Raw genomic sequence first — 12,661 nt, forward strand, 5'->3', positions numbered from 1 at the left:
ATGGACCCCATTTTTACGAATACCAAAGGCAAAAAAGAACATACTTATGATGCCATTGTGGTTGGGTCAGGCATCAGCGGTGGCTGGGCGGCCAAGGAATTGTGCGAAAAAGGATTAAAAACGCTGGTGCTGGAGCGAGGCCGGAATGTGGAACACATTACTGATTACCCCACCGCGATGAAAAGTCCGTGGGATTTTCCGTTTCGGCTGACGGGCAGTCGGCAGGATCAGGCCGAAAACCCGGTGCAGAGCAGTTGTTCGGCGTACAGCGAAGACACCAAACCGTTTTTTGTCAGTGACCGCGACCATCCGTATATCCAGGAAAAACCGTTCACCTGGATTCGGGGCTATCAGGTGGGTGGTCGGTCGCTGACCTGGGGTCGGCAGTGTTACCGCCTGAGCGACCTTGATTTTGAAGCCAACGCCAGGGACGGAATCGCCGTGGATTGGCCCATTCGTTACAAAGACCTGGCGCCCTGGTACGATTACGTCGAGAAATTTGTCGGCATCAGCGGGCAGGCCGAAGGACTTTCGCACCTCCCTGACGGGCAGTTTCTGCCGCCCATGGAGCTGAATTGCATCGAAACCCATTTTGCAAAGCAAGTCCGGCAACATTACAAAGACCGGCTGGTGACCATCGCCCGAACCGCCAACCTCACCCGGGGCTGGAACGGTCGCGGGCCGTGCCAATACCGCAACCTGTGCAGCCGGGGTTGCCCGTATGGCGGTTATTTCAGCAGCAATTCGGCAACCTTACCGATGGCGGCTGCCACCGGCAATCTGACCCTGCGACCGGATTCGATCGTAGCGGAAGTGTTGCTGGACGCTAAAACCAACCGGGCCATCGGCGTCCGCGTGATTGATGCGCATACCAAAGCCGTGACCGATTATTTTGCCCGGGTTATTTTCCTGAATGCTTCCACCATTGCCACCTCGGCGATTCTGTTGAACTCGGCTTCTTCCCGTTTTCCAAACGGTTTGGGCAATACAAGCGGACAAATCGGTCATAACCTGATGGACCATTTTATGATGGGGGGTGCGATGGGCGAACACACCGACTTTGCCGATCAGTATTACGCCGGTCGTCGGCCGATCGGTTTTTACGTCCCACGTTTTCGAAATATCAGCCCCGAAACCCAGCGCAAAGATTACCGGCGGGGGTTTGCCTACCAGGGCGACGGCGAGCGTGCCGAGTGGTCGGATCGCTACAAACTGGAAGGCGGTTTTGGTGCGGATTTCAAGGCGAAACTGGCCAAACCCGGCCCCTGGACCATGTTTATCGGGGCCTGGGGGGAAACGCTGCCGTATTTCGAAAACCGGGTAGCGCTCGACGACCAGAAAACCGATCAGTGGGGCTTGCCGCTGGTGAAAGTGGCACTGGAATACCGCGAAAACGAAATCAACATGCGGGCAGATATCAAGGAAAGTGCGGAAGAAATGCTGACGAAGGCCGGTTTTCGGAACGTTCAGCAATTTTATTATGATTTGCCTCCTGGTTCGGCGGTGCACGAAATGGGCACGGCGCGAATGGGCCACGACCCCAAAACGTCCGTTCTCAATGCCTTCAATCAAATGCACGACGTCAAAAATGTGTACATCACCGACGGTAGTTGCATGACTTCGTCGGCCTGCCAGAATCCTTCGCTGACGTACATGGCATTAACGGCGCGGGCCTGTGCGCACGCCGTGGAGGAAATGAAGAAATTAAACCTGTAGAAATCGGCTATTCAGATACCTCCACCGATTTGGCAACCGGTTTTATCCAGCTTCCGGTTGCTTCATCATACTGTTTCAGAACCCGGGCGGGGTTCCCTCCGACCACCGAGTAGGGCGGCACATTGCGGGTGACAACACTCCCCCCCGCCACGACCGAATGCCTGCCAACGGTCACTCCGGCGGTGATCACCGCATTGGCCCCAATCCAGCACTCGGCTTCGATCACGATGGGCCGGGTTGTTACCGGTTGTTCCCGGATCGATACCGTAATGTTTTCATACGAATGATTCAGCCCCGACAACACCACGTGCTGGGCAATAATGACGTCATCGCCAATCGCAACCGGTCCAATGACCACCGAACCAATGCCGACCGTGCAGTTTGCGCCGATGTGGACACTGCCGACGCCGTTGTTTACCACACTAAACGCTTCGACGGTGCTGTGCGCCCCCAGCGTAAACGGGTTGAAAGGCAGCACATCCAGCCGGACCGACGAGCGAATCGCTGCCGTCCGGTGGCGTTTGTGGATAAATGGATTCACAAACCAGCTCACCCACCGGCGCGGACGAGCCTGATGCCGGGGAATCAGCAGCCAGTGAATAAACTGTTTGAATCCCGGTCGGTCGTCAATATAAGCTTTCAGATTCATACACGCGATCCGGTTAGGCCGTTTGGGGTTGTGCCGCAATCAGCTGCTCAATGGCATTGATCATCAGTCCCAGTGAATTCTCCCAGGTGTGTTCGAGGGCAAAGGCAATGCGTTCTTCGGGTGTTGAAAGCTGCTTTCCGTTCAGCGCATTGTCAATACCGGTAATAAACTGCTCGGGGGTTTCGGCCAGGTAAACGTGTTTTTCAAACAACGACATCGTCTCCGTTTTCAGGGCCACGACCGGTTTTCCCATCGCGAGGTATTCGTCAATCTTGCGCGGATAATTTCCGATGGTTACTTCGTTCAGAATCTGCGGGTTAATCAACACATCCATGCCCGCGACATACGCCGGAATCTGGTGGGACGGTTTGGAACCGAGAAACTTAATGTTGGGAACAGCCTCCAGCCGTTCTTTCTGAAACGAATCGTCGGTTGAACCGATGAGAACAATCTGCCACTCGGGACGCCGGATGGCCACGGTTTCGATCAGGTCAACATCCAGCCGCAAGCCGGTCAAGGCGCCCGCATAACCCACGATCGGTTTGGGAAGGACGGCCATATCCGCCGGAACTTCGCCGACTTTCGCCGGATCGAACAGACTCAAATCACAGCCCTGGCCCACGTACACCGAATTCGGATTGTACCGGGCTGCCTGATTGGCCAGGTAAATGGAGTTACTGGCAACCAGGTCCACCTTGCCCATCAGTTTCGGTTCGAGCCGTTCGCCGTGCCGCTTCCAGTAATCAACCGCCAGAAAATTATCCCGCAGGTAATAAACCGCAGCCAGCGGTTTCAGAAATTCTTTCAGATAGAATCCCTGCAACATATCATTATCATTCAGCAGCACGAACGAACCCCACTTTAGCTTTTTCAGTGCCAATTTGATTTCGGCAGCAATCAGCTTCCCGTTGTACCGGTTCATCTGGTCGTAAACCACGCCATCCGGCAGCCAGTTGATCGAAGCCAGTTGGCTCTGGGGGCTCAACACCCAGAGATTCTTCTCTGCCTGAACCAGTCGTTCGCCCTTATTGTGCTCGATCAAGGCGCTTCGCTGCTGCACGCGGGGCGAATCTTTGGCAAATTTCGACGACCAATCCAGCGGATCATTGATAAACAGAACCTGATGTTCGTTGGATAAACTTCGGGCCATATCCCGAATATTACTTCCTAAATTTTTTTCCTCCCAGGCTTGACGGGATGTGATAACGAAGTTCATTCGACCAATAGCTTAGGTGGATGCTAGACAGGAATCAAATTGCAGAATAAACATATAATACTTGTCTGATAATAAAACTTGCCAAATTGCACGTTCCTGATTGACTGAAAGCAAATATTATGCTTGAATTTCCATAGAAAGTACCTTCTTAAAAAGCTGCTGATTTTAAAAAAAATAGGATCAGCGGTTTTTAAAAAATGTCTGATAATTGAATTTATTAAAGATTATTTACCTTAATAATCCACGATATTTAATACAAATAATTGATTTACAGATACATAAACCTTTTACTAGTAATTACCTGGCGACAAACGGTTTTTTGAGAGTGGTATTGTTTTTGCTATTCAGTTACTATTTCTAATACTTTCCTGTTACCAGTATTGTCAGACTTTCAAAAATGATGGCGAGCGTCTTCGGATTGTGGGCTTCAACCAGCCGCAAGATCTTTTTCCTGTCTTGTTATTTGCTTTTTCTTACGGCTCAAAGCTACGGACAGAAAGCGCCGGTCTCGAAACCGGTCTCTACGAGTCAGGCAATGGCGTTACCGGACGACAAAACCGGTCTTGATGTCTCGCAGGATTTGTCGGGGCAGCTATTGCCCTTCGACGACATCTATGATTTGGCCGTTGCCCATTCGCCTTTAATTAAGCTGGAAAACGAAACGGCAGTTTCGCTGGAAGCGGCCTACCGGGTTTCCAAACTTCAGGTTTTGCAGAATGCGAACGGCTTTGTGAATTACTCGATGGGAAACCAGGCTATCTTTTCGTCCAATACGTATACGTCCGACTTGCTGGGTCAGATCGCCAATGGGTACCGGGCGGGTGTCAATGTCAACCTGAGTCTGTTTGATGTTTTCGGACGACGCCAGCAGCTCCGGCTCAACCGGGCCAACTACCAGGCGGCTATTCACAAAAAAGAATCGGTAGCCATGGAATTGAAGCGCGACCTGATTACGGTTTACCAGGATATGCTGACGGCGCAACGGGTTCTGATGGTCCGGATTCAGGACGAGCAGTCGGCGCTCACCGCGTTCCGGGTTGCCGAAGCGGAAATGCAACAGGGGAAAATAGAACCCCGCGCCCTCTCGAGCGCCAACAACAGCTACGCCCAGGTGAAGTCGATCACGGAATCGGCCAAGGGCGAACTGATGAAGAATATCTATTACCTCGAAGCCATGGTCGGCGTTCCACTTCAACGTTTAAAACGCAATTAAGCCATTCGTATGACACCACGGGTTTTCCTGCGACTCCTAAAACAACATGCATTGTGGTTTATTCTGCTGCCGTGCATTACCGGAGTTACGGTTTTTTTCCTTACTCAGGATATTCCGAAAGTTTATAAATCCCAGGCCACGCTCTACACCGGACTGGCATCGGGTTATTCGTTGCTGACTGACAACCAAAATGGCTACATTGACCACTCGGCCGCTTCTTTTGAAAATTTATTAACGACGCTCAATTCGCAGGAAACAATGCGCCAGATCGGCATCAGCCTGCTGGCCCTTCACCTGCCCCTGGAAGCTCCGAGACTCCCGGTTTTGTCGGCACCCGGTTTTCAAAAACTGCGAAAGGCGGTTCCGGAAAATCTGCGGCTTTCGCTCATCAACGACAAAAGCAGGCTGTATGCCAAAATTGACAGCCTGTCGCAAACAGAAACCGACAATCCAATCAAAAAACTGTTTGTAAAACCAGAATCGGAGTACAGCCCGCTCGTCATTGCTAAAAAGCTGAAAGCCAGCCGAAAAAATTCGAGTGATATGCTCGATCTGGAATATGAATCGGAAGATCCGGCCATCGCCCAGAAAATCATCAGTCTGGCCATCGACATTCTGAACAAACGCTATACGTCGCTCAAAACCGCCGAAACCAATACCGTTGTCAATTATTACAGCGATCAGTTCAAGAAAGCGAAGCAGAAGCTGGACGATGCCGAAGCCCGCATTCAGGCCTTCAGCGTACAGTATAAAGTACTTGATTTTCAGGAAGAATCAAAAAACATGGCGGATTCGAAGGAGGTTATTTCCAACGAATACAACCAGGAGTTGATGAAGAATAAAGCCGCCAAAGCCGCCGTCGATGTTCTGAACCGACGACTGGGACAGCGGGGCGCTTTGTTGGCCGTCAACAGTGAAATGAAAGCCAAACAGGCTGCATTGACGGAAGCTGAAAATCAGTTGATTAATGGACAGGCGTACGGGCAACCCAAAGCCACGATCGATCGGCTGAAAGCGCGGGTGAACCAGATTTCGGAAGAAATGAAGGTCATCGCAACCAAATACTATGCCGCCACGGATTCGCCCGATGCCGTTCCACAGCAGTTATTGATCAACGAATGGCTGACCAAAGTAATTGAATTTGAAGAATCGGCCGCCCGACTGGAGGTTGCCAAAAAGCAGATCGACGATTACGATGCGAAAACGCGGCAATACAGCCCGCTCGAATCGCAGCTCCGGCAACTCAACCGCGAATTGGGTATTGCCGAAAAGGAATACCTGGCCGCCGTCCAGAGCATGAATCAGGCGACCACGCGTCGGCAGGATGTGCTGGTCGACGGAGCGTTAACGGTTCTGGACCCACCCGGTTTTCCGGTTACGGCCGAATCAAAACGGTGGCTGTTTGTCGCGCTCGGTGGGGCCATCGGTATTTTCCTGGCGCTGTTATTAGCCGCCTGCCGGTATTGGTTCGACCGCCGGATCAGTTCGCCGGAACACGCCGAAACGATGATTGGACGGCCGGTTGCCGCCCTTTTTCCCACTGTTCGGAAATTTACAGTCGATTCAATCTCGGGTCGGACGGCCTTCAGCATGTTCGAACAGCTTTGCAGCGCGATCAATATTGAACTGGCCAAAATCGGAATCACACGCAGTTATCCGCCGGTGATTACACTGTTCAGCGTGCGTTCGAAACAGGGAAAAACCTGGACGGCCAACGGGCTGGCCCGGATTTACGCCGAATCGGGGCAGCGAATTGCCTATTGTTACCCCCGTCTGAACGATGAACAACAAATTGTTGACCAGGAAGGAGTTACATTCTACCCGTACACGCGTCGCACGGATTTTATGAACCTGACGGATCTGGAAGAATTATTTGACAACGGCCAGAAATTTGACCCCACGCAATACGACAAGATTCTGCTCGAAATCCCGGCCATCATCACCAGCCCGATTCCGGTGTATCTGCTCCACCTCAGCACGGTTTCGCTCCTCATTGCGGATGTCAACAGCATTTGGGCACGAACGGAGAAGCAACTGCTGGGCATGTACCTGAAAAGTGTCAATCATCCGGTTTTGACGGTTTTGAATCGGGTCGATGGCAGTTACATCGATGCACCCAGCCGGGCCGATGCCCGCCAACGACCCATCCAACCGGAAAGTTCCGTGGAACTCCAGCGCTCCATGCGGTCGCTGGAGCAACAGCGCACCCTTCGATACGGCAAACTGACGTAACCCAATCCAGCCGGTATTCCGATTATGGACAATAAACAAAAAGCAATCAGTGGCGGGAAGTGGATAACGATTTCGACCGTTATTTCCACCGTACTTCAGTTCGTACAGGTTTCGATTCTGGCCCGGCTTTTGGAACCTTCCGTGTTTGGGGTGGTGAGCGTCAGCACGCTGATTATTAACTTTTTCTACATTTTCAGTAATCTGGGCTTTTCCAATTCCATTATTTACAAGCAGGAAAGCGACCGGAAGGTGCTGTCCACCCTGTATTTCATGGGGCTGATTCTGGGCACTACGATCTTTATTATTGTATTTCTCAGCTCTCCGTTGGTCGTTGCGTTTTATAATGAGCCCCGGCTGGATAAAGTCATCAAGATTGCTTCTTTTTATTTCATCATTATTTATTTCGGCCAGATTTATTTATTCATTCTTCAGAAAGAGTTACGGTTCAAATCCGTTGCGTTAATTGAGATTACCGGCGCCGTTAGTGGCACGGCGGTTGCCATTACACTGGCTTTCAACGGCTACGAAGAGACCTCTCTAATTTTCGGACAGCTTGCCATGCAAACCGTCCGAACCATTCTCTGTATCGGTCTGGGCATAAAGCTTTTTGTACCGCTACTGTATTTCAACATCAGCACCATCAAGGAGCACTTAAAATTCGGTATTTATAACGTAGGTGACGGGGTTTTAGGTTTTATTCAATCCAATTCCGATAACATTATTGTCGGTAATATGCTCGGGGTTAAACTACTGGGCTATTATACCATCGCTTATCAGTTAGCGGTTTTTCCGATGACGAAATTAAATCCGATTGTCTTGCAGGTAGCTTACCCGCTTATTGCCAAGATGAAGGAAAGCAATTCAGAGTTAAAAAAATCGTATTTACAGATCCTCGACCTAATCAGCTATTTAAATCTGCCGCTACTGGCCGGTTTATTCATCACGGCCGATAGCCTGGTTCCTTTGTTCTATGGCCCCGGTTGGGAGCAAACCATCGATTTGATCAAAATTTTCGTGTTTGTAAGCCTGTTTAGCTGTTTAAGTCATCCGCTGTTTACACTGGCTTTTTCGAAAGGAAAACCGAACCTGCTCTTCTATTTGAATTTAGCCACGCTCATTATTAAAATCCCGCTTATCTACTTATTTGCCCATTACTGGGGCATTACGGGAATTGCGCTGGCGTTTCTGGCAGCTACTATTATTAACGTGGCCATTAATTTCGCCATTGTTCATTATTTAATCGGAGATTTTATGCAGGATTTCATTTCGAATTTCATCAAACCGGTTTTATTCTGCCTGATTATGTATGTGATCCTGACGGTTTATAAAACCTATATCGGGCACGAAGGAATTATCAATACCGTAAGCCAGATTTTAATAGGTGGTTTTATTTACATCGGCTTAACACTGATGTATAAAATACCGCTCGTTGAAATAAAAGCGTTACGAAAATCTCTCTGAATGAAACCAACCATGAAAAATCCAGAACGAATAGCCACACAAACTAAAAGTCTGATCATCTCGTTAAGCTGCCTTATTGTGATTTTAATAACCGTAATGAGTTGCCAGCCTACCGTTAAACCAAAACCCATTGCCAATTTTAGCATTGAAGCCGTAACGGGTAAAGCCGGATCGTTTAAACTAACGAATAAATCACAACACGCCGATCGGTACCAATGGAACTTTGGCGATGGCCAAACCTCGACCGAAGAAAACCCAACGGTTCAATACCGGACCAACGGAATTTATAACGTTCAGCTGACGGCCAAAAATGAAGTCGGAAGCGATGACGCAGCCAACAGCATCAATGTCGAAGGGGTAAACGTGGCCGGAAGCGTTATGTTCTGGACCAACGCCCGTGGAGACAGCACCGATATTGAAGTTTATGTGGATAACACATTACAGGGAGCGATTACGACATTCCTGCCTACGGGCACGCCGGGCGGCTGCGGAACCGATGGGTATGTGACGTACTACCGCACCCAAGGTACGTATTCGTTCTATGCCAAATCCCGACGCCGTTCCTGGTCGGGAACGGTCACCATCGTAAACGGAGTCTGTAATCTGAAACTACTTCCCCGTTAAGCAGAACCCTAAATTGACAACGCTATGAGTATGTTACCCGGGTGGCTTTCCAAGCATACATTTACGTATCAGGCCGACAACGTTTCCGAACAGCGAATTTACGACCTCCGGAGCCGATTAGCCCGGTTTCAGGTCGATGATCCGGAGATCTCCATTGTAATACCGGCGTATAATGAGGAAGCAAACATTCTGAACACCTTATCGTCGCTGGCTGATCAGAAAGTTTCTGTGCCGACGGAGATACTTGTAGTTAACAACAACTCGTCGGATCGAACGCAGGAACTGCTCGACCGCTGTGGGGTGCGGTCCATTCTCGAGAAACAACCCGGTGTGGCTTACGCCCGTCAGGCAGGTCTGATGGCGGCCCGGGGTCGGATTCACGCCAATGCCGACGCCGACTGCCTGTATCCGGCCGGATGGGCCGAGGCTCTTACGGCTCCGCTTAATACGCCCGATATTGCCTGTACGTACGGTTTATATTCGTTTTTGCCCGGTCCCAAGTCGTCTCGGCTGGCCCTCGCGTGTTACGAAGTGGCGGCTCAGCTGATCAGTTGGGTGCGAAACCGGAACAAAGCGTATCTGAATGTATACGGTTTCAATTTCGCCTTTCGCCGGGCCGATGCGCTGGCCATCGGCGGTTTTGAACTGGATTCGGGCCGGGAAGGTTCCGTCGCTGAACTGATTGCGGCTGGCACCCCTCCTCCTCCGACCGGTCGTTGCGAAGACGGGTTGATGTCGCTTTCACTGCAACAGCAGGGCAAGGGTGCGACCTTCCGGGTTACCGATCCCAAAGCCCGGGTCTGGACAAGCGACCGCCGGTTGGTTGCCGATGGGAATCTCGGAAAAGCGTTTATGGTTCGGGTCGGGAAGGCCATTCGCGAGCTTGGCTTTTATCTTTCACCTTCGAGTTCGACGCCGTCATGATTCAACTTCGAAAGTCATGTCTTTTTGTACAAACCGCTTTCCGCTTGTTGGTTTTAAACGGGTAGCCGTCGCATTCGTTGTCATTTATTTTTTTATCAATACGTATTCAACGGTTTGCTTTGCCCAGACCTGCAATCGGTTATCAGCCGAGATTCTTGACAATCAGACGTTTGGTACCAATAGCATAAATTCGTTAACCCCCGATCAAATTCCGTACACCTACGTTACGGATGGTTGCCCCAATGACGGGCACTATACCGTCCGCAGTTCGGTTGATAAAACCTGCTATGCGTCAAGCTGGCACGGTGTTGATCAGGATCATACGCCGGATGATCAGAATGGGAATATGCTGGTTATTAATCCTCCTTATAAAGGGAGTTTTTATAAACAGCTTTCGTCCGGCCTTTGCAGCGGCACGACGTACGAATTATCGATGTGGGTGCTGAATTTAAACCGGATTATGCCCGCCGGAACATGCGGATTGGAAATACCCCACGACCCCAACCTATCGATGCAAATCGAAACCGTTGACGGGAGTTTAATTGAAACGGGCCATACGGGTATCATTCCCCGTACCCAATCGCCGGTCTGGATTCGTTGCTCTGTCCTTTTTACTGTTCCGGCCAATACCGATCAAATGGTTATCAACCTGATTAACAATGAACTGGGTGGTTGCGGTAATGACTTTGTTTTAGACGACATTCAACTGAAACAATGTAGCTCCTGTCGAGCCTCCAAGATTTATGTACCGGATGCTTTTAGCCCCAACAACGATGGAATAAATGACCTTCTGGATATCTATTACGTTGAAATTATTTCTTCGGAACTAACGATTTATAACCGCTGGGGAAAAGTAATTTTCCTGAGTACAAATCCGGAGAATAAATGGAATGGAATCTATTTGGAGAAACCGTGTGAATCCGGGCTGTACACCTGGGTTATTAACTATACCATCGAAGACCTGAATCATCAGGCTAAAGAATATACAAAGAGAGGACAAGTTCTACTATTTAGGTAGTTATGAAACATCATTTTCCGGAGGTTACCTTATTGATAACGCACTACAACAGAAGCGGTTCGTTAGAGCGTTTACTGAAAGCTTTTCAGGATTTAAACTGTTCATTTGGCGAAATCATTGTTTCCGACGACGCCAGCAAACCTGAGCACCAGCAGGCCATTCAGAAAATGCTGGAAACGTATGCGTTCCGGTTGGTAGGCACACCCAAAAATAAGGGGTTAGCCAACAACATCAATAAGGGTCAGGATGCGGTTAAGACGCCGTATACGCTTTATGTGCAGGAAGATTTCGTGCCCAAAGCCAGCTTTGCCGAACATTTCCACGACGCGCTGATGATCATGAAGCAGGAGTCGGATCTGGACATTGTGCGGTTTTATGCCTATCATCCGTACCCCTACATGAAGCCGTATAAGAACGGTTTTTCGCACATGCTTTATAAACCGGGTATCTGGCACGCCGATCACCTGAAGTTTTATTATTACAGCGATCACCCGCACTTACGGAGAAGCTCCTTTCTGGACAAATTCGGTCGGTATATGGAAGGTATTCAATCGGATAAAGCCGAGTTCTTAATGTGTCTTTCCTTCCTGCATAAAAAAGGGAAAGGGCTATTTCTGACCAATTTCAGCGAGATGTTCGATCAGGTCAATTCATCGGCGGAACCCAGCACCATCGGACGAAGTGACTGGCGGCAGAACAAAAGTATTCTGTTCCTTTTCGTCCGGTGGTTTTACTTAAAATTCAGGCTGGTTAAAAACAGTTTTGAATTAGCCACTACCAAATAATAATCGATTCATTAAGCTATTTCGATACACTGTTATGACTCCCCTTAAACATCATTTTCCGGAAGTTACGCTCCTGATCACTCACTACAACCGGAGCAGTTCACTCGAGCGATTGCTGAAAGCTTTTCAGGATTTAAAGTGTTCGTTTGGGGAGATTATTGTTTCGGATGACGCCAGCAAGCCTGACCACCAGCAGGCGATTCAGAAGATGCTGGGAACGTATGAGTTCCGTCTGGTGGGCACGCCGAAAAACAAAGGATTAGCCAATAATCTGAACAAAGGTCAGGAGGCCGTTAAAACACCGTATACGCTTTATGTGCAGGAGGATTTCGTACCTAAAGCCAGTTTTGCCGAGCTTTTTGGCGAAGCGTTGCTGATCATGAAACAGGAATCGGATCTGGATATCGTCCGGTTTTACGCCTATTTTTCCTATCCGTATTTGCGCCCATATATCCGGCATTTCTCCCAGATGCTCTACAAACCCTGGTTCAGTAATTACAATAAAGTCTACTATTACAGCGATCATCCGCACCTGCGAAGAAGCACATTTCTGAAGAAATTTGGCAACTATGTGGAAGGCATCAAATCCGACAAAGCCGAATATTTAATGTGTCTTTCGTTTATTCGCAAAAAAGGAAAAGGTCTTTTCCTGACGGATTTCAGCTCCATGTTCGATCAGATTAATTCGTCGGACGAGCCCAGTACAGTGACGCGAAATAACTGGCGGCAGCAAAGTACGAACCCGCTTATTAGTCTGGCGCGAACGGTTTACCGGCAGATTAAATACAATTATGACCTTCACATTGCCCCGTAAATCGCCAGT

The 12,661-nt window shown here is 49.4% G+C and carries 11 protein-coding genes; 9 read left to right on the forward strand and 2 right to left on the reverse strand.

The features are described from left to right. On the forward strand, positions 1 to 1,716 hold the full coding sequence (locus EHT25_RS24015; RefSeq protein ID WP_124877698.1) for a GMC oxidoreductase: 1,716 nt from the start codon (positions 1 to 3) through the stop codon (positions 1,714 to 1,716). Between the two features lie 7 nt (positions 1,717 to 1,723). Here the strand turns inward: EHT25_RS24015 and EHT25_RS24020 are convergent, their stop codons facing one another. Continuing rightward, positions 1,724 to 2,365 (reverse strand): acyltransferase, encoded by a 642-nt coding sequence (locus tag EHT25_RS24020; protein WP_124877699.1) that lies wholly within the window; start codon positions 2,363 to 2,365, stop codon positions 1,724 to 1,726. Positions 2,366 to 2,378: 13 nt separating this feature from the next. Next, a complete protein-coding gene (locus EHT25_RS24025) occupies positions 2,379 to 3,581 on the reverse strand; it encodes a glycosyltransferase (protein WP_124877700.1) in 1,203 nt (400 codons plus the stop codon). Positions 3,582 to 4,044: 463 nt separating this feature from the next. On the opposite strand from EHT25_RS24025, the gene EHT25_RS24030 reads away from it, so the two are divergent. From EHT25_RS24030 to EHT25_RS24065, 8 genes are all read left to right on the forward strand, one after another. Then, a complete protein-coding gene (locus tag EHT25_RS24030; RefSeq protein ID WP_229311781.1) occupies positions 4,045 to 4,794 on the forward strand; it encodes a TolC family protein in 750 nt (249 codons plus the stop codon). 9 nt (positions 4,795 to 4,803) lie between these two features. Then, the gene (locus EHT25_RS24035) at positions 4,804 to 7,026 is read left to right on the forward strand and encodes a GumC family protein (protein WP_124877701.1); all 2,223 of its coding nucleotides are present in this window, start codon (positions 4,804 to 4,806) and stop codon (positions 7,024 to 7,026) included. A 24-nt stretch (positions 7,027 to 7,050) separates the two neighbouring features. Then, the gene (locus tag EHT25_RS24040) at positions 7,051 to 8,487 is read left to right on the forward strand and encodes an MOP flippase family protein (RefSeq protein WP_124877702.1); all 1,437 of its coding nucleotides are present in this window, start codon (positions 7,051 to 7,053) and stop codon (positions 8,485 to 8,487) included. A gap of 96 nt (positions 8,488 to 8,583) precedes the next feature. Further along, positions 8,584 to 9,111 (forward strand): PKD domain-containing protein, encoded by a 528-nt coding sequence (locus EHT25_RS24045; RefSeq protein ID WP_185731466.1) that lies wholly within the window; start codon positions 8,584 to 8,586, stop codon positions 9,109 to 9,111. A gap of 24 nt (positions 9,112 to 9,135) precedes the next feature. Then, positions 9,136 to 10,035 carry a glycosyltransferase family 2 protein gene (locus EHT25_RS24050; protein WP_124877704.1) on the forward strand — a complete coding sequence of 300 codons (900 nt, stop codon included), beginning with the start codon at positions 9,136 to 9,138 and terminating at the stop codon, positions 10,033 to 10,035. A 16-nt stretch (positions 10,036 to 10,051) separates the two neighbouring features. Continuing rightward, a complete protein-coding gene (locus tag EHT25_RS24055; protein WP_185731467.1) occupies positions 10,052 to 11,053 on the forward strand; it encodes a T9SS type B sorting domain-containing protein in 1,002 nt (333 codons plus the stop codon). 2 nt (positions 11,054 to 11,055) lie between these two features. Continuing rightward, positions 11,056 to 11,838, forward strand: coding sequence for a glycosyltransferase family 2 protein (locus EHT25_RS24060; RefSeq protein ID WP_124877706.1), 783 nt, complete (start codon positions 11,056 to 11,058; stop codon positions 11,836 to 11,838). A gap of 34 nt (positions 11,839 to 11,872) precedes the next feature. Beyond that, positions 11,873 to 12,652, forward strand: coding sequence for a glycosyltransferase family 2 protein (locus tag EHT25_RS24065; protein WP_124877707.1), 780 nt, complete (start codon positions 11,873 to 11,875; stop codon positions 12,650 to 12,652). Positions 12,653 to 12,661 lie beyond the last annotated feature (9 nt).

This window comes from Larkinella rosea (assembly GCF_003858635.1).
Lineage (GTDB): Bacteria > Bacteroidota > Bacteroidia > Cytophagales > Spirosomataceae > Larkinella > Larkinella rosea.